The 17,936-nt window shown below is 40.8% G+C and carries 15 protein-coding genes and 2 tRNA genes; 10 read left to right on the top strand and 7 right to left on the bottom strand.

Translation table 11 applies throughout. The annotated features are described in order from the left end of the window. Nucleotides 1-24: 24 nt before the first annotated feature. From IEV36_RS12015 to IEV36_RS12060, 10 genes are all read left to right on the top strand, one after another. A complete protein-coding gene (locus IEV36_RS12015; RefSeq protein WP_005256823.1) occupies nucleotides 25-480 on the top strand; it encodes an acyl-CoA thioesterase in 456 nt (151 codons plus the stop codon). Nucleotides 481-1,880: 1,400 nt separating this feature from the next. Continuing rightward, nucleotides 1,881-3,698 carry a translation elongation factor 4 gene (lepA, locus tag IEV36_RS12020; RefSeq protein WP_005229528.1) on the top strand — a complete coding sequence of 606 codons (1,818 nt, stop codon included), beginning with the start codon at nucleotides 1,881-1,883 and terminating at the stop codon, nucleotides 3,696-3,698. A 71-nt stretch (nucleotides 3,699-3,769) separates the two neighbouring features. Then, nucleotides 3,770-4,633: a signal peptidase I gene (gene lepB, locus IEV36_RS12025; protein ID WP_005256825.1), complete on the top strand. Its 864-nt coding sequence runs from the start codon at nucleotides 3,770-3,772 to the stop codon at nucleotides 4,631-4,633. A gap of 24 nt (nucleotides 4,634-4,657) precedes the next feature. Further along, nucleotides 4,658-5,035 carry a DUF4845 domain-containing protein gene (locus IEV36_RS12030; protein ID WP_004771511.1) on the top strand — a complete coding sequence of 126 codons (378 nt, stop codon included), beginning with the start codon at nucleotides 4,658-4,660 and terminating at the stop codon, nucleotides 5,033-5,035. Next, a complete protein-coding gene (gene rnc, locus IEV36_RS12035; RefSeq protein WP_004771512.1) occupies nucleotides 5,004-5,699 on the top strand; it encodes a ribonuclease III in 696 nt (231 codons plus the stop codon). Before IEV36_RS12030 ends, rnc begins: the two co-directional genes overlap by 32 nt. A 4-nt stretch (nucleotides 5,700-5,703) precedes the next feature. Next, the gene (gene era, locus IEV36_RS12040) at nucleotides 5,704-6,732 is read left to right on the top strand and encodes a GTPase Era (RefSeq protein ID WP_004771513.1); all 1,029 of its coding nucleotides are present in this window, start codon (nucleotides 5,704-5,706) and stop codon (nucleotides 6,730-6,732) included. Between the two features lie 15 nt (nucleotides 6,733-6,747). Next, nucleotides 6,748-6,945 (top strand): NF038104 family lipoprotein, encoded by a 198-nt coding sequence (locus IEV36_RS12045; RefSeq protein ID WP_004771515.1) that lies wholly within the window; start codon nucleotides 6,748-6,750, stop codon nucleotides 6,943-6,945. Between the two features lie 9 nt (nucleotides 6,946-6,954). Next, the gene (gene recO / locus IEV36_RS12050) at nucleotides 6,955-7,662 is read left to right on the top strand and encodes a DNA repair protein RecO (protein ID WP_005256826.1); all 708 of its coding nucleotides are present in this window, start codon (nucleotides 6,955-6,957) and stop codon (nucleotides 7,660-7,662) included. Between the two features lie 55 nt (nucleotides 7,663-7,717). Further along, nucleotides 7,718-8,446, top strand: a complete 729-nt coding sequence (pdxJ, locus tag IEV36_RS12055; protein WP_005256827.1) for a pyridoxine 5'-phosphate synthase — start codon at nucleotides 7,718-7,720, stop codon at nucleotides 8,444-8,446. A gap of 4 nt (nucleotides 8,447-8,450) precedes the next feature. Then, nucleotides 8,451-9,107 carry a MiaE family protein gene (locus IEV36_RS12060; protein ID WP_005256828.1) on the top strand — a complete coding sequence of 219 codons (657 nt, stop codon included), beginning with the start codon at nucleotides 8,451-8,453 and terminating at the stop codon, nucleotides 9,105-9,107. Nucleotides 9,108-9,217: 110 nt separating this feature from the next. Here the strand turns inward: IEV36_RS12060 and IEV36_RS12065 are convergent. The 7 genes from IEV36_RS12065 to metF all read right to left on the bottom strand — a co-directional run bounded on the left by IEV36_RS12065 (nucleotide 9,218) and on the right by metF (nucleotide 17,874). Further along, nucleotides 9,218-9,293 (bottom strand) — tRNA-Asn (locus IEV36_RS12065). Between the two features lie 9 nt (nucleotides 9,294-9,302). Beyond that, a tRNA-Asn gene (locus IEV36_RS12070) sits at nucleotides 9,303-9,378 on the bottom strand. Nucleotides 9,379-9,520: 142 nt separating this feature from the next. Beyond that, on the bottom strand, nucleotides 9,521-10,747 hold the full coding sequence (locus IEV36_RS12075) for a multifunctional CCA addition/repair protein (protein WP_005256829.1): 1,227 nt from the start codon (nucleotides 10,745-10,747) through the stop codon (nucleotides 9,521-9,523). 96 nt (nucleotides 10,748-10,843) lie between these two features. After that, complete coding sequence (locus tag IEV36_RS12080; RefSeq protein WP_004771523.1) at nucleotides 10,844-13,114, bottom strand: NADP-dependent malic enzyme; 2,271 nt, start codon at nucleotides 13,112-13,114, stop codon at nucleotides 10,844-10,846. Nucleotides 13,115-13,305: 191 nt separating this feature from the next. Continuing rightward, entirely contained in the window at nucleotides 13,306-16,179 is a 2,874-nt protein-coding gene (locus IEV36_RS12085) for a bifunctional diguanylate cyclase/phosphodiesterase (protein ID WP_005256830.1), read from the bottom strand. Nucleotides 16,180-16,298: 119 nt separating this feature from the next. Next, on the bottom strand, nucleotides 16,299-17,015 hold the full coding sequence (locus IEV36_RS12090; protein WP_005256831.1) for a 16S rRNA (uracil(1498)-N(3))-methyltransferase: 717 nt from the start codon (nucleotides 17,013-17,015) through the stop codon (nucleotides 16,299-16,301). A 22-nt stretch (nucleotides 17,016-17,037) separates the two neighbouring features. Beyond that, entirely contained in the window at nucleotides 17,038-17,874 is an 837-nt protein-coding gene (metF, locus tag IEV36_RS12095; protein WP_005256832.1) for a methylenetetrahydrofolate reductase [NAD(P)H], read from the bottom strand. Between the last annotated feature and the right edge of the window lie 62 nt (nucleotides 17,875-17,936).

The following is a 17,936-nucleotide window of genomic DNA, read 5'->3' on the forward strand; positions in this document are numbered from 1 at the left end:
TTGATTGATGAAATAAGCCAGATTATGAGTACGATTTTTGATTTAAAAATACAAGTTCAGCCTGAGCATATTGATGTGCTGGGCCATGTTAATAATGTGATGTATATCCAGTGGATGCAGGATGTCGCAGCAGCACATATCGAAACTTTGGGTTTGGGGCTTGCTCAATATCTTGAACTTAAACATGCAATGGTGGCTGTCGAGCATCATGTGCAATATCGTAAAGCAGCTCTGGAAGGTGAAGAGGTGATCTTGCGGACATGGCTGGATGATATTAATGCACTGTACTCTTTCCGCCAGTATGCATTTTATCGCCCTAAAGACCACAGTGTACTGTTTGTTGGAAATACCAAATGGGCCTGTATTGAAATCGAAACAGGTCGCCCAAAACGAATGTCACCAAGTTTTACGCAAGCCTATCAGCCGATTTCGCCAGATTTAAATCCAATGGATTTTTCAATTTCATATGAACAGTCTTAGTTGCTTTAACATTTAAAGACTGGAGGGCAGCTGGACGGTACATGCTTGGCTGCTTTTTATGATTTATTTATCAAAATAAGTAAAATAAAAGTTAACCAATTAACATAATCACAGCTTCGACACTCAAAAAAACGTTTGAATACGTTGGTTTATGCGAAAAATTCAATATATCAAGGTAATTGTATTATTTTTGTATATTGTTTAATTTGTAGGCTCTTATATTGTGTTTCGGGGAACATGATGAATGACAACTTAGGGGTTGTTGTTTTTTATTTGCTGTTTTTATTTGCAGGCGTTGTACTAGTAATCGGAAGTATTATTTTTGATATGACACTTCTGTGTATAGGTCTCGGTCTAATTACTTGCGCTTTTTTAATTAAATACGAGTTTAAATTAACCGTGATGTTCTGGCATAAAATTGAATAATTAAAAAGATAATTAAAGAGCCGTACTGCCAAAGTGCGGCTTTTTTCTTGGATCAAATTGATGTGCATGATGAAGTATTTGCTTTTAGTCTGAAACTGGCGCCTCACTAAGCTCTATATCTACTATTCAAGAATATAAAAAATTAGGTTTGATCTAGCGATGTCATTGAGGAGTCTCTAGTGAGGAAGGCTTATTGCTATTGGCAGAGCGTAGAAAAGCCTCGAGGTGATCGATAGGATTCATTTCTATATTTTGAGATGTTGTTTTGATTGCTTTATCGGGAAAATGATTGTTAAAAAGGATATTGGAAGTTTGTCGGCTTAATTGGTGCTTTTATCGGCAGTTGTTTCACCATTTTTCTGCAAATCTGTGATAATAGTCACAACTTTTTCAAAAATCATGAAATATGGATATCTTAAAATTCGTAAAAAGCTTCAATACGGTAGGATGTTATTTAACACTTGCAAGCCTTTTGCTCGCGACTCTTGTTCTTTATTTTTATTACATCAACCCAAATTGATTTTAAAATGAGTGGTCTAAGTGAAATGAAGATAATTCTTAGGAGGAGAAAAAATCGAATCACGCTGTTTTAATAGTTGTACTTGAGTCTTTATCGCTCAGTCCAATGTCTTGTAATCTACTGAAACTAAATTTGCCATGTATAAGGTTAAAATTATTCAAATAAAGCCAGCATGGCATTCTCCTAGTTAATATCTCTATTCCCTACTTTGTACGATCAAAAAGGTGCGTTTGGCTTTTTAATTGGATCGTTCTGTTCAGCTTCAGGAAATCGATTGATCCTTGTTAGATTACTTCCTTCATCACGATGTAGTCTAAGTCACATATACTTTTAACACTATATTTTTAACATTGTTGTGCTTATACTGTGCCGAACTTTTTAAACATTATTTTTCGCAACAATAGTCAGTTATTTAATTGAATAGATTGTTGTGTACATATTCTTAAGGTAACCCATGGCGCAAGCTAAAAAATCCGTAGATATCAAAAATATACGCAATTTCTCGATCATTGCACACATTGACCACGGTAAGTCAACTCTGGCTGACCGTTTCATTCAAATGTGCGGTGGTTTACAAGATCGTGAGATGCAAGCTCAAGTATTAGACTCTATGGAGCTTGAGCGTGAGCGTGGGATTACAATTAAAGCCGCTTCGGTGACGTTGTATTACACGCATCCGAATGGTCAGGAATATCAATTAAACTTTATTGATACCCCAGGGCACGTTGACTTCTCTTATGAAGTATCACGTTCTTTGGCCGCTTGTGAAGGGGCATTGCTGGTTGTCGATGCTGCACAAGGGGTTGAGGCGCAGTCTGTTGCTAACTGCTATACCGCAATTGAACAGGGCTTAGAGGTTTTACCAATCTTGAACAAGATTGACTTGCCTCAGGCAGAGCCTGAACGTGTCATTCACGAAATTGAAGAAATTATCGGGATTGAAGCGACAGATGCACCAACTTGTTCTGCAAAAACTGGTCTAGGTGTTGAAGGCGTTCTAGAGCGTCTTGTGGATGTCATTCCAGCACCTGAAGGTGACCGTGATGCACCATTACAGGCATTAATTATTGACTCATGGTTTGACAACTATTTAGGTGTTGTTTCCCTCGTCCGTATCAAGCAAGGTCGTATCCGTAAGGGCGACAAGATGTTGGTGAAATCGACAGGTCAAACTCATCCTGTAACTTCTGTTGGTGTTTTTAATCCGAAACACACCGAAACTGACATCCTCGAAGCGGGTGAAGTTGGCTTCGTGATTGCGGGTATTAAAGATATTTTTGGTGCGCCTGTAGGTGATACCATCACACTTTCATCTACGCCTGAAGTTGAAACATTACCTGGTTTTAAAAAGGTAAAACCACAGGTATATGCTGGACTTTTCCCGATTGATTCAAGTGACTTTGAACCGTTCCGTGAAGCGTTACAAAAGCTACAGATTAACGATTCGGCTTTATTCTTTGAACCTGAAAGTTCAGATGCATTAGGCTTTGGTTTCCGTTGTGGCTTCTTGGGAATGCTACACATGGAAATCGTACAAGAGCGTTTAGAGCGTGAATACGATCTTGATCTGATTAGTTCTGCTCCAACGGTAATTTATGAAGCACTGACCAAGAAAGGCGATATTATTTATATCGACAGCCCATCAAAAATGCCTGATGGTTCTACAGTTGAAGACTTACGTGAACCAATTGCAGAATGTCATATCCTTGTGCCACAAGAATATTTAGGTAACGTTATGACCTTGTGTATCGAGCGTCGTGGTGTACAAAAAGATATGAAATTCTTGGGGAATCAGGTTTCTATTACTTTTGAAATTCCAATGGCAGAAGTGGTCATGGATTTCTTTGACAAATTAAAATCATGTTCACGTGGTTTTGCATCACTCGACTATAACTTTGTTCGTTTCGAAAGTTCAGCTTTGGTTAAGGTGGATGTATTAATTAATAGCGAGAAGGTTGATGCCTTGGCGATGATTTGCCACCGTCAGGATGCGCGTCATCGTGGTATTGCATTGGTTGAGAAAATGAAAGATCTCATTCCACGTCAAATGTACGATGTTGCGATTCAGGCTGCGATTGGTGCACAGATCATTGCCCGCTCTACCGTAAAAGCGATGCGTAAAAACGTATTGGCTAAATGTTATGGTGGTGACGTTTCACGTAAGAAGAAACTTCTCGCGAAGCAGAAAGAAGGTAAGAAACGTATGAAGCAAGTGGGAAGTGTTGAAATTCCACAAGAAGCGTTCTTGGCTGTATTGAAAGTCGATAGATAAAGAAATGAGGCTGGGGAAACCTCTGTTTTACCCAGCTGCAAAACGAGCAGTGAGACTGCAAGAGAGGGTTTGTGGATTTTGATTTTAATTTGATTCTGGTACCAGCGACGCTGATTTTCTTTTTGGTGTGGTTGCTTGATAAATTTGTATTTAAACAACGTGCAAATAGAGGGCGGAATCAGGAACATTTTCTTATCACATGGGCATATGACTTCTGGCCAGTATTGGCAGTCGTGCTGATTCTACGTTCTTTCTTATATGAACCATTTAATATTCCTTCTGACTCGATGGTACCTACCTTGGAGACAGGTGATTTTATTCTGGTGAATAAATTTGATTATGGTTTACGTCTCCCTGTAGTGAACACTAAAGTTGTTAATGTCGGTGAGCCGAAACGTGGTGAAGTGATCGTATTCCGTTATCCACCACAACCAACGATTAGCTATATTAAACGTGTAGTGGGTTTGCCGGGTGATCATATCCAGTTTAAAGCGGGTGAGTTGACGATTAATGGTCAGCAAATTGCAAAAGTCGCAACACAATTCTCACGTGTGAAAGACCAGCAAGACACACCAACGGCTTTGTATTTTAAAGAAACATTAGGTGAACACCAGCATTTGATCCGTTATTTGGAAGGGCGTAACCCACTGGTTGAGCAATTCCAGTTTGCGCAATTAAAAGGTGCTGAAGCCTTGGTTCCATTTGTTGCTAAAGCCAATGACGTCTTTATCAAAAGCAATGGACAGGATTGGGAAGTCACCGTGCCTGAAGGTCAATATTTCGCAATGGGCGATAACCGTGACCAAAGTGCGGATAGTCGTTTTTGGGGCTTTGTACCTGAAGCGAATTTAACAGGTCGAGCTTTTTATATATGGATGCATAAAGAGCCAGGCTTTAATCTTCCAAGTTTCAACCGAAATGGTAAGATTGATTGATAAAAACATAAAGGAAATATAAAGATGCGTAAATCTCAACTTGGGACTTCGTATATCGCAATTTTATTTGGGGTGGTTTTATTTGCAGTTGCTGTGAAAGCAGCAATTGCGATTTGGCCAGCATACTGGGATGACAAGCTGATTAATAGTCAGATTGAAGGCTTATTAAAAGATAGCCCTGCGAACGTTACACCAAGTAAGTTCGCCTCTCAGATGGATCAACGTTTTGATATGAACGGTATCCGTGATCTACATTTTAAGGATATTGCGCAAGTGACTTATAAAGATGATCTTGTCGTAGTAAAGAAGTATGAAATCCGTAAGCCTTTCATGCTAAATATTAGTCTAGTTATGACCTTTGAGAAGACTTTTGACCAAAAATCTGCAAAACAAGCTCAATGATACTCGGTTGCAAGGACGAATCGGTCACCAGTTTAAACAGATTGATTTGTTGAAACTGGCCTTAACCCATCGTTCTGTCAGCCATAAACACAATTATGAACGCCTAGAATTTCTAGGCGATTCATTATTGGGAATGATCGTTGCGAATTATTTGTACAATGCCTATCCGCTGGAAAATGAAGGCCGCTTGACGCGAATGCGTGCGACTTTGGTTCGACAGGAAGCGTTAGGAAAAATCGCAAATGATTTACAACTGAGTCGGTCATTAATTTTAAGCACTGGCGAGCTAAAATCAGGTGGTCATCACCGTGAATCGATTTTGGCAGACACAGTTGAAGCAATTATTGGTGCTATTTATTTAGACTGTAATGATCTAAACCTGTTAGAACGCATTGTGTTAAAATGGTATGAACCATATCTTGATCATATCGAACCGACAGATCAACTGAAAGACCCGAAATCACGTTTGCAAGAGTATTTACAAGCACGTAAAAAACCTCTCCCAGTTTACGAGGTTGTAGATATTCAGGGTGATGCACCGAATCAGCATTTCAAGGTGGAATGTTTGGTCGATGGATTGCCAAAAATTCAAGGCGAGGGCTCAAGTCGTCGTTTTGCCGAACAAACGGCAGCGGCAGAGATTTTAAAATTATTGGAGCAATAACCTGATGTCCCATTCAAATGAAAATAAGCCAGAAGCAGCAGCTGAGCAGCAAGACGGCAATAACTTGATTGATCAATTTTTTAGTTCTCAAGGAACTACGATTCCTTCTGATTTTAAAAGCGGTTTTGTTGCGATCGTTGGTCGCCCAAACGTAGGTAAGTCGACATTAATGAACCATTTATTGGGTCAAAAACTGTCAATTACTTCACGTAAGCCACAAACCACACGTCATAAAATTGTTGGTATTGATTCTCGTGAAAAATCACAGGCGGTATTTGTTGATACCCCTGGGATGCACAAGAAAGAAGTACGTGCGATCAACAAAATGATGAACCGCGCTGCTCATTCAGCATTGCGTGATGTGAATCTGGTTTTATTTGTGGTTGATGCACAGAAGTGGACTCAAAATGATGAGCTCGTTTTGGAAAAACTGAAAAATGCAGATATGCCTGTGATTCTTGTGATCAATAAGCTGGATACCTTTGAGAACAAAAACGAAGCATTACCACTGATTCGTGAACGTGCCAAGTTAATGAACTTTGCCGAGATTGTTCCTGTATCTGCATTGCGTGGTGCCAATCTTGAGCATCTGCGTGATACGATTGAAAAGTATCTGCCTTATCAGCCGCCATTGTATTCACTGGATCAAATTACTGACCGTTCTGAACGCTTCCTTGCGAGTGAAATTATTCGTGAGAAAATCATGCGTCAGTTGGGTGAAGAACTGCCATACGATTTGACTGTACAGATTGAATCTTTTAAAACAGAAGAAGCGACTGTAAATGAAAAAACGGGGCGTTTAAAACCACCTTGTACTTATATTGATGCGACGATCTTTGTTGAACGCCAAGGCCAAAAAGCCATTGTGATTGGTGATAAAGGTGCGAAGCTGAAAAGTATCGGTATGGATGCGCGTGCTGACATGGAAAAAATGTTTGAACAAAAGATCATGCTAACGCTTTGGGTGAAAGTCAAAGGCGGCTGGTCTGATGATGAGCGTGCTTTGAAAAGCTTGGGTTATAGCGATATTTAAGCAATGGAAACAGGTATGAAAACAACAATTCGTGTATTCGCAATCGTGACATGTATTTTCATGTTGCAAGGGTGTGTTCATAAGCTTGTAACTGTACCTGTTAAAGTGGCTTATAAGACAACCAAAGGTGTAGTCAAAGGAACGGCAGCTGTCGTAGGTGCGGTTATTCCTGATGGTGATGATGAAGAAAAGGATGAAAAGAAGAAGGACTAATATCGTTCCATGATGCGTAATGAAGTCCTGCATGGCTATTTGATTCATCATCGTAAATATCGTGAAAAAAGCCATATTGTGCATTTATTTACACAAGAATATGGTCGGGTGGATGGAATCTTAAGACAGATTCCTCCACCGCAGTATCAACCTATTTGCTTGCAAGCGACAGGCAAATCCGAGCTTAAAAATTTCACTAAACTGGAAATTTTGAATCAGCCTGTTTTCTTCCATGGCGATGCATTTTTTGCTGGGTTCTATTTAAATGAAATCGTGTTGCGCCTTTGTCCTTTGGAAGAGGCTTTACCGCAAACATTTGAGCAATATCAGTTGACCTTGTTGCAGTTGCAGCAACTTGCCTCACATCAGCAAGCGTCTTTATTCTTACGACAAATCCTGCGTCAATTTGAGCATGTCTTATTGCAAGAGTTGGGTTATGCCATCGATTTCTCAGTGGATGCAAATCAACAAGACATCTTGCCACTTCGACATTATCAATTTCAGCTGAATGATGGCTTTCTGCCCGTTGCGCAAGCATCACGTTCGACACTTTCCGGTACGTTGATTGCATCTATGCAAAACCATGAAGATGGTCAGGATTTTTCTCACGAACAATTGCAATTATTGGGTAAACTATACCGTCAAATGATTAGCTCATTGTTGGGTGATCGGCCACTCAAAAGCCGTCAACTCTGGATTCAAAGTACACAAACTTGATATTCCTGATGTATTGAAAATAATTATTCAGGGCTAAACCGATAGGATATTTTTTATGGCTGCAATCTTGGGTGTAAACATTGATCATGTTGCAACATTAAGACAGGCACGTGGTACAACTTACCCTGATCCAGTTCAGGCTGCTTTGGTTTGTGAACAAGCGGGTGCAGAGGGGATTACCTTGCATTTACGTGAAGATCGTCGCCATATACAGGATGATGATGTACGTCGTATGCGTCCCTTGCTGAAAACTCGAATGAATCTTGAGTTGGCAGTGACAGATGAAATGGTTGCATTTGCCAAAGAGATTCAACCTCAACATGTTTGCTTTGTCCCTGAACGTCGTCAAGAAGTAACAACTGAAGGTGGTCTGGATGTTGTAGGTCACTTTGAAAAAGTGAAGGCAGCAACACAAGCACTGACCGCAATTGGCAGTGATGTGTCGTTATTTATCGATGCTGATCTAGCTCAAATTGATGCGGCTGTCGCATGTGGTGCGCCGACCATTGAGATTCATACTGGTGCTTATGCAGATGCAGAGACTGAGGAGCAGCAACAAGCAGAATTGGCACGTATTATCAAAGGCGTGGAGTATGCGGCTGCCAAAGGTCTGGTTGTGAATGCAGGTCATGGCTTAAATCTGGACAATGTTGCAGCGATTGCAGCGATCCCTCAAATTCATGAGCTGAATATTGGCCATTCGATTATTGCAGATAGCGTATTCGTTGGACTGGCTCAAGCGGTAAAAGATATGAAAGCAGCAATTCAGGCTGCTGCGAGATAAGTTGATGAGTAGTGTAAATTATGATGAGTTAATGCAACCCGTCATTGCGTTTTTAGGTTGTACAACACCTCAGGCATGGTTAGATGAAGCGGTAAATAACCTTGATATCTTGATGCAAGACCATGCCAACTGTGAGAAGAAAGCAGCAAGTACAGCCATGAATTTGATGTTCCGCTATAGCTTCTTTACAGACTTGCAAGTGAAATTGGCGCAATTGGTTCGTGAAGAGATGCTGCATTATGAGCAGGTACTTGAATTCATGAATAAGCGCGGCCAAGAATGGAAGGGTTTGAGTGCAGGGCGTTATGCAGGTGGGTTGCGTAAAGAAATCCGTACTTACGAGCCTGAAGCATTGATTGATGTCATGATCATTGGTGCATTTGTAGAAGCACGTTCATGTGAGCGTTTCTACGCGCTGGCACCGATTGTTGATGAGGAGCTGGGGCGTTACTACCGTTATTTGCTTAAATCGGAATCTCGCCATTTTGAGGACTATTTAGCGTTGGCTTTAGATGTCGCAAAATCAGCGAAACTCAAAGATCCAGAAGAAGATATTCAGCAACGCATTGAATATATCCGTGAAGTGGAAAAAAATCTGATTTTAACTCCAGATGATACGTTCCGTTTTCATAGTGGCGTACCCGCAAAGGTTGCAGCTTAATCTGCATTCGAAAGAAAAAACCTCTGATTAGCAGAGGTTTTTTTATGGCTATTGGATTTTATCGTGGCATAAAAAAAGCCCCGATCAATGATCAGGGCTTTTTAGAATCTTGGCTCTCCCACCTGGGCTCGAACCAGGGACCTGCGGATTAACAGTCCGTCGCTCTACCGACTGAGCTATGGGAGAATAGTAGATTGGCTCTCCAACCTGGGCTCGAACCAGGGACCTGCGGATTAACAGTCCGTCGCTCTACCGACTGAGCTATTGGAGAATCTGATGCGCATTTTAGGCATGAAAAGCAGATGCGTCAACAACAATAGTAAATAAAATTAATCGTTTGCTTGATTAATAATCTTTTCAGTGCAAAGTGTGCAAAAAATGCGAGAAAAAGATCTTATTTACTTAAAAATTAATCAGTTAATGTGTTTTTCCTTGAACTTTGCCAATGCATCTATTCGATATTGAATCAGCATTTCCCCAATTTCTGGGCCACTGACATGTTCCGGCAAATCTTGCGCACGTATATTTCTGACGATTTGCATGGCATCTAACATATATTGTGCTTGCGGATAAGGGCGCTGCTCCAAACCCAAGCGACCTTTGGCATCACATTCACAGGCCTGTATAAAAGCTTCCACTTTTTCTGGTCGGCGTAGTACATCCAAACGCTGTAACAAACGCCATAAAGTACCCGGTTTCAGATTTTTCACCTGATGGCATTTTAAATGCTCTTTACATACGATCAGAGCTAGATTTTTAAGCGCAGTCGGTACTTTTAAGCGATCACAGATTTGAGTAACGGGCGGAATACCACGTTCTTCATGCATAATATGTCGTGGTAATTCTTCTACAGGAGTAAGTGCTTTCCCTAGGTCGTGTACCAGCACTGCAAAGCGCACTTCAAGCGCATAATTCGCTAAGCAGGCCTGTTTAAGTGCCATTAACGTATGAATGCCACAGTCAATTTCAGGATGATACTCTGGACGTTGGGGTACGCCGAATAATGCATTGATTTCTGGAAATAAGACTTCTAGGGCATCACAGTCTTTTAAGATCTGGAAATACACATCAGCATGGTCTTCCATTAAGGCGCGAGAGGTTTCTTTCCAGACACGCTCGGGTGTTAATGCGCTTAATTCACCTGATTGGGCAATTTTCCGCATCAATTGCAAGGTTTCTTCTGCAACAGTAAAGCCGTAAGTTGCATAACGTGCTGCAAAACGGGCTACGCGGAGTACACGTAACGGATCTTCGGTAAATGCCTCTGAAACATGACGTAGTACTTTGTGCTGTAAGTCCTGCTGACCACCATAAGGGTCATACACTTGACCATGATCGTCCATTGCCATTGCATTAATGGTCAGGTCACGACGAATCAGATCATCTTCTAATTTTACGCTGGTATCGGTAAAAAACTGAAAGCCATGATAACCCACGCCAGATTTGCGTTCGGTGCGCGCTAGTGCGTATTCTTCTTTTGTTTTTGGATGTAGAAATACAGGAAAATCTTTACCGACAGGTTGATAACCTTCGGCCAATAATTGTTCGGGCGTTGCTCCAACCACCACATAATCTTTTTCGTGATAGGGGTGGCCGAGTAAATGATCCCGAACTGCACCGCCTACTAAATAAACTTGCATGAAAAAACCTCTATTCTTCACACAATCATGCTACAGAATAGAGGTTTTCTCAAGCGCTAAGCAAAGCTTTTCTGGAAAAGCTTTGCTTAGGTGGACTTAGTTTTGGCTTTGTTGAATTTCAGCAACTGTTAATGCAGTCATATTTACCAAACGACGAGTCGTTGCTGTAGGTGTCAGAATATGAACAGGTTTTGCAGCACCGAGTAAAATAGGACCAATTGTCACATTATTACCCGACGTTGCTTTTAACAGGTTGAATGAAATGTTTGCCGAATCAAGGTTAGGCATAATCAACAGATTTGCAGAACCTTTGAAGCGTGAATTCGGGAATGCAAAATGACGAATATTTTCATCTAATGCTGCATCACCGTGCATCTCACCTTCGACTTCAAGTTCAGGTGCCTGTTCAGACAATAAACGATAAACTTCACGCATTTTTTGTGCGCTTGGATCGGTTTGGTCGCTACCGAAACTCGAGTGCGAAAGCAGGGCAACACGCGGCGTAATACCAAAACGACGAACTTCTTCTGCTGCTAAAATGGTCATTTCAGCAAGCTGAGCAGCAGTTGGGTTGGTGTTTACATAGGTATCGGCAATAAATAAATTGCGATCTTCAAGCATCAAGGCATTCAAGGTAAAGAATGTGCTACGACCTTCTTTCAAGCCAATGATATTTTTCACGAAATCTAAGTGAATGTCATAGCTTGAATAAGTACCACATAACATACCATCTGCTTTACCAAACTTCACCAGCATCGCTGCGATGAGTGTAGAACGGCGGCGTGCTTCACGTTGAGCGTATTCAACTGTAACGCCTTTACGTTGCATGATCTGGTGATATTCTTTAGAGAACTCTTCGTACTGAGGATTTTTTTCCTGATCGACGATTTCAATGTTTACGCCATGTTGTAAACGTAAACCAAGCTTCTTGATATTCTCTTCAATCACTGCTGTACGACCAACAAGAATCGGTTTTGCCAAGCCTTCATCAACAGCAATTTGAACCGCACGTAATACGCGTAGATCTTCACCTTCAGCATAAGCAATGCGTTTAGGGTCAGTCTTCGCCTGTGCAAAGATCGGTTTCATCAAGAATGCCGAGTTATAAACGAACTCAGAAAGACGTTGACGATATGCAGAGAAGTCTTCGATCGGACGAGTTGCTACGCCAGAATCCATTGCTGCTTTCGCAACGGCTGGAGCAATTTCCAGAATCAAACGTTGATCAAGTGGGCGAGGGATCAGGTAGTCACGACCAAATGAAGCTGATTTTTCACCATAAGTTGCAGCATCTGCTTCAACATGTGCCATACGCGCAATCGCGTGAACACAGGCAATTTTCATATCTTCATTAATTGTTGTTGCGCCAACATCAAGCGCACCACGGAAGATATAAGGGAAACAAAGTGCATTGTTCACTTGGTTTGGATAGTCAGAACGACCTGTTGCCATAATGACATCTGGGCGAACTTCATGCGCATGTTCAGGTAAAATTTCTGGATCAGGGTTTGCCAATGCAAAAATGATCGGGTTCTCAGCCATTTCCTTAACCATTTCTTTGGTTAAGATGCCTGCTGCTGAAAGACCCAAGAACATATCTGCGCCTGCCATGACTTCATGCAACTGACTTGCTTGAATGTCTTGAACATAACGCTTTTTAGACTCGTCCAGACCTTCACGCGCAGTGGTCAGAAGGCCGCGAGAGTCAGCAACAACGATGTTGTTTTTATTTACGCCTAAAGCGCAAAGTAAATCTAGGCAAGAAAGTGCAGCAGCACCTGCGCCTGAGGCAACAATTTTAATTTCATCAATTTTCTTATTTACGATCTGTAAAGCATTGAGTAATGCTGAACCGACAATAATACTTGTACCATGTTGGTCATCATGGAATACAGGAATTTTCATGCGTTCGCGAAGTTTCTTTTCAATGTAGAAACATTCTGGCGCTTTGATATCTTCAAGGTTGATACCACCAAATGTTGGCTCTAGCGCAGCAACAATATCAACGATCTTGTCTGGATCATTTTCATCAATTTCGATATCGAATACGTCAACACCAGCGAACTTTTTAAAGAGAACGCCTTTACCTTCCATGACTGGCTTAGAAGCAAGAGGACCAATATTTCCCAAACCAAGCACAGCAGTACCATTACTCACGACGGCGACCAGATTACCACGTGCTGTATATTTCGCAGCGGTAGAAGGGTCTCTTTCGATTTCTAAACATGGAGCTGCAACACCAGGGGAATAAGCAAGCGCTAGATCTCGTTGGTTAACGAGCTGCTTGTTCGGTGTCACACTGATTTTTCCAGGTGTAGGAAATTCATGGTAATACAAAGCGGCTTGTTTTAAAGATTGATCGTCCATCTGAGTCTCATTTGTTCCGATAATAATCAGACATATAGAAGTCTAATTACTATATTAAGATAAGTGCACAAGAATATAGCACTAGTTCATGCTTTCGCACAGTCAAAAAAGCTTATTTTCACTGAACGATACAGCTATTCACAATCGATACCCAGCAGTAAAGAAAGGGCCAAAAAGCTTAAAATTTACTTTTAAATGGAATATCTTGCAGTTGACAGGTGTAGATGCTGTTGCAGATATTCCGTTGCTTCAGTTGCGGTCAGTGGCTTGGAGAACAGGTAACCCTGTAATATGTCGCAGTTTTGTGCTTTTAGATAGTCACGCTGTTGCTCAGTTTCTACACCTTCGGCAACGACTTTTAGGCCAATTGTTTTACCCATGGCGATCATGGCATTAACTATCGCATCCTGTTTTGGATTACCAATTTTTAAAATAAATGCACGATCAATTTTCAAAATGTCAATTGGATATTCGGTTAAGTAGGCAAGGGAAGAATAGCCTGTACCAAAGTCATCCAGTGCGATAGAGATCTGACGTTCTTTCAAGGCGTTGAGAATAGTTTTAACATTCTCGGTATTTTCTAGAAAAGCCGATTCGGTAATTTCTAGTTCAAGGTTTTTGCCAGAAATATCATAAGTTGTCAGGACTTCGTCAATATCATGCAATAACTGACCACGCAAAATCTGTTGGGCCACAATATTAACCGCAATATTGATATTGCTAAAACCAAGTTTTTGCCATGCCTGTAACTGCTTGGCTGCTTCATGTAAGACAAACTGCCCAATATCGGAAATCAAGCTGGTGCTTTCTGCTAAAGGAATAAAAATACTTGGCATAATTAATCCTTTAGTTGGGTGTTTCCAGCGAATCAGCGCTTCAAAACCATTAATCTGGTCATCGAGTGTGCTGATCTTCGGTTGGTAGTAAACCACCAGTTCATTGTTCTGAATGGCTTTTCTTAGATCAAGCTCGAGATCACTATATTGATCAACAAAATTCGCTCTTTCATTGGAATAATAATGGATGGTATTACCACCTAGGCGTTTTGCTTCATTTAGCGCCTGTTCTGCATGAGTATTTAAATTATCAACTTGACGACCATGTTCGGGATAGATTGCCACCCCAATAGAGATACTGACAAAATATTCTTGATCGGCAATATAAAAAGCTTTGCTGAAAGCTTCTACAATATTATTGCAGAGTTGATGAATAGGCGGATGTAAATGCGATATTTCATAAATAATTGCAAAATCATCTGCACTTAAATGTGCGACCAGCAGGGCATCAATATTACTGATCCGTAGTCGTTGTGCGACTTGTTTAAGCAATTCATTTCCAGCTTTATTGCTGATAATTTCATTGAGTGCACGGAAACGATCGATATTCAGGCGAATGACAGCCAGGTGTTGAATGGCAGGTTCATTGACCAGATATTGATGCAGTTGTTGCTGATAATAAAAACGGTTAGGCAGATCAGTTAAGGTGTCGTAATTGATCAAATAAGATAAACGCTGTTCCTGATGTTTACGTTCAGTCTGATCCGAAACAATACCAATATAATTGATGACACGATCTTGTTCATCTTTCACGGCATTGATGTGAATCCATAGGAAACATGATTTTTCAGAGTTATAAGTTTCCTGAAATTCACCTTCATATTCCTGTGCCTCACGTAGCGTATCTAGAATAGAAAGATGAAAGTTATGATGATGTTGTTTATTCTGTTTGGTAATTTCAAATAGCTGCTTGCCTAAAATGGCTTGTTTATCTAAACCTGTGAGCTGCTCGTATTTAGGATTGATCTCAACATAATTGAAGTTTTCATCCAATATGAAAATACCCTCAGAAGCCTGTTCAAATACATTCGCAGCCAATTTAAGGCGCTCCTGATCTTTCTTCTCCTGATTGATGTCACGATGTACACCGACCATACGTAAGGCGGTACCATTTTTCGGGTCTCTTAAAATAACCTGACCGACAGCGTGAATCCAGGTCCAGTCACCATTTTCATGTTTAATACGGAAAGTTTCTTCGTAACGCGGTGATTGGCCCGATAAGTGTTGATACAAGGTGTTTTTTACACGTTCAACATCATTTGGATGGGTAACTTCATTCAGTAAGGTATAAAGATTTTGCGCATTATGTGCGACTTCATGAGGAAGCGGCGAAGCATCAGGAATCGTATTTTCAAGATTCCAGTCCCAATGCTGAATTCCAGCGGTTTCATGTGCTAATGCCAGACTCTGACGATGTTCTTCTAGACTTTCATTCATCTGCGTGAGGTCAAATGTACGTTCACGCACTTTTTGTTCTAACAAATGATTATTGAACTGGAGCTGGGCTTCGATATCTTTAGATTTATTCACTTCATGTTGAAGCTGTTGGCAGAGTTCTTCAGTCCAATTGCTATGCTGTTGCGCAGCATCAATCAATTGTTTATTTTTTTCCAGTACCAGCGCGAGATGCTTGTGAATTTTATAAGTAGCTTGAGCGCAAAGCACGGTCGCGAAAAATGACGAATAGTATGCCAGATAGAATAGGGTATGGTCATGATGCCGATGTAAAAGCTGGGTTATAATTAATGGCGCGATACTCGGGATAAAAAATAAAAAGAAATAGCGGATATGCTGTGTTAAAAAGGTCAGTGCAATGATATGTGACGCAGTCAGTAATAACGCGGTGAGCGTTAAAACATGAGAGCCGATCAAATTAGGAACATCGGAGCCTAAATAATGATTGATAATGACGGTATTAACGCCGATTAATAAACCTGTAAAAAAACAAATGAGTTGAAAAATAATATTGGTTTTATGGTTATAACGAACCGCAGAGTAACGTTTTAATAAAAAATGACAAATACCGGAAAAACCAAGCAGGATGGCAAGTGTGATAGTCATCCATGTGGTAAAAATATTGGCTTCAAAGGTATAAAAAACGCAAAACAGTGCATAATCTAACAGACAAATAGCAAACACACTTATTACAAACAAGCGTACATGATTCGGATAACTAATTTGATCCGTATAGATAAACTGTGGCAAGCTTTTGTCCTGAACCCCTAACATATAAAGCATAATCCTTTTCATTTTTTATCTATGTGGACAGTCTTTGTTTTTTTGTAAACATAGTCGATTTGCGCTTTAAATTAGCGCTAAATAAAATGGAAAGCAATGCTCAGGCATGATTAGGGAGCAAAGTGGTAATTTAAAATGGATAAAGCCACAACTGGAGCGGTTTCTGTTCTTAAAACACGGTCTCCGATACACCAGTTTCTAAAATTATTTTGATTGGCAATGTTAATCTCTGCTTCACTTAAGCCACCTTCAGGGCCAATCAGTAAAGCCAGATCAGGTGAGCTATTTAACAGAACGTTGTTCTGATCTTTATTCGGAGCAAGCACAAAACGTGATTCAGGTAGGTCAGACTCAACCCAATCAGTTAGAGAAATAGGGGCAAGAATTTCTGGCACACGATTCATCCCGCATTGTTCGCATGCTGCAATTGCAACAGATTGCCAGTGATCCAGTTTCTTTTGGTCACGATCATACTTTAAACGCATTTCGCAACGTTCACTGGTTAAGAGTTGAATCGTGGTAACGCCGAGTTCAGTCGCTTTCTGAATCGCATAATCCATACGATCACCTTTACTCATGACTTGACCTAAAGTCACCTTAAAAGGGGCAGTGCGGTCTGCTGCATCAAACTGATCGACCGAAACAAACGCATTTTTTTTGTTAATCTGCGTCAGGGTAACGACATATTCACCACCTTTTCCATTGAAAAAGATGGCTTGTTCTTGTTCTTTTGCGCGAAGCACACGTACCCAGTGATGAAATACCGATTCTGTTAATTCAACGGTATTGCCAGTATTTAATTCGGTTTCGATATAAAAACGATTCATGCTTGGGTAGGGCTCGTACAAATTAGTTTAAACCAAGATCAACAACGAGTTGTCGAGTCGGTTCAGTTTGGTTCATTGAGTAGAAATGTAATGTTGGTGCACCACCAGCGATTAAACGCTCGCACAGATTCACAATCACTTCGTGACCGAAAGCTTTGATGCTTGCACTATCATCACCATAGGCAGCAAGCTGCTTGCGGATCCAGCGTGGAATTTCTGCACCTGTACCATCAGCAAAGCGGATTAAGTTGCTTGCATTGGTGATCGGCATAATACCTGGTGCAACTGGAATATTCACGCCTGCTTTCGCAATTCGTTCAATAAAGTAGAAATATGCATCTGGATTGAAGAAAAATTGAGTAATGCCAGCATTTGCCCCAGCATTTACTTTTTCTACAAAGCGTTGGATGTCACCATCAAAACTGTCTGCCTGTGGGTGCATTTCAGGGTATGCAGCGACTTCAATGTGGAAATGATCACCTGAATGTTCACGAATAAAGCGAACCAGATCCTGAGCATACGGTAATTCACCTAAGCCCACCTGACCTGATGGTAGATCACCACGCAATGCGACAATACGATTAATGCCTTGAGATTTATATAAGTCTAAAAGCTCTGCGATACGGGCCTTGTCATCCCCGATACAAGACAAATGAGGTGCAACAGGTGTACCTTGACCATTAAAGTCATTAATCGCAGCTAAAGTACGTTCACGGGTAGAACCGCCAGCACCATAAGTAATGGAGAAAAACTCTGGATTTAACAGTTGTAGTTCTTGATGAACAACACGTAACTTTTCCGCACCCGCATCAGTTTTTGGTGGGAAAAACTCAAAAGAAATAGGAACACGCTTCGTCATTTCAAATCCTTTTTAACTCGCCTGAAAAATTTTAGAAAAAAGGGCAGTCCGTAAAACGTCTG

Origin of the sequence: Acinetobacter vivianii (assembly GCF_014635885.1) — a bacterium.
In the GTDB taxonomy this organism is placed as follows: Bacteria; Pseudomonadota; Gammaproteobacteria; order Pseudomonadales; family Moraxellaceae; genus Acinetobacter; species Acinetobacter vivianii.

Coding starts and splice junctions, on each gene's coding strand:
- IEV36_RS12015 (WP_005256823.1), top strand. CDS start 25: ATGAGTACGATTTTTGATTTAAAAATACAAGTTCAGCCTGAGCATATT.
- lepA (WP_005229528.1), top strand. CDS start 1,881: ATGGCGCAAGCTAAAAAATCCGTAGATATCAAAAATATACGCAATTTC.
- IEV36_RS12030 (WP_004771511.1), top strand. CDS start 4,658: ATGCGTAAATCTCAACTTGGGACTTCGTATATCGCAATTTTATTTGGG.
- era (WP_004771513.1), top strand. CDS start 5,704: ATGTCCCATTCAAATGAAAATAAGCCAGAAGCAGCAGCTGAGCAGCAA.
- IEV36_RS12045 (WP_004771515.1), top strand. CDS start 6,748: ATGAAAACAACAATTCGTGTATTCGCAATCGTGACATGTATTTTCATG.
- recO (WP_005256826.1), top strand. CDS start 6,955: ATGATGCGTAATGAAGTCCTGCATGGCTATTTGATTCATCATCGTAAA.
- pdxJ (WP_005256827.1), top strand. CDS start 7,718: ATGGCTGCAATCTTGGGTGTAAACATTGATCATGTTGCAACATTAAGA.
- IEV36_RS12060 (WP_005256828.1), top strand. CDS start 8,451: ATGAGTAGTGTAAATTATGATGAGTTAATGCAACCCGTCATTGCGTTT.
- IEV36_RS12075 (WP_005256829.1), bottom strand. CDS start 10,747: ATGCAAGTTTATTTAGTAGGCGGTGCAGTTCGGGATCATTTACTCGGC.
- IEV36_RS12080 (WP_004771523.1), bottom strand. CDS start 13,114: ATGGACGATCAATCTTTAAAACAAGCCGCTTTGTATTACCATGAATTT.
- IEV36_RS12085 (WP_005256830.1), bottom strand. CDS start 16,179: ATGTTAGGGGTTCAGGACAAAAGCTTGCCACAGTTTATCTATACGGAT.
- IEV36_RS12090 (WP_005256831.1), bottom strand. CDS start 17,015: ATGAATCGTTTTTATATCGAAACCGAATTAAATACTGGCAATACCGTT.
- metF (WP_005256832.1), bottom strand. CDS start 17,874: ATGACGAAGCGTGTTCCTATTTCTTTTGAGTTTTTCCCACCAAAAACT.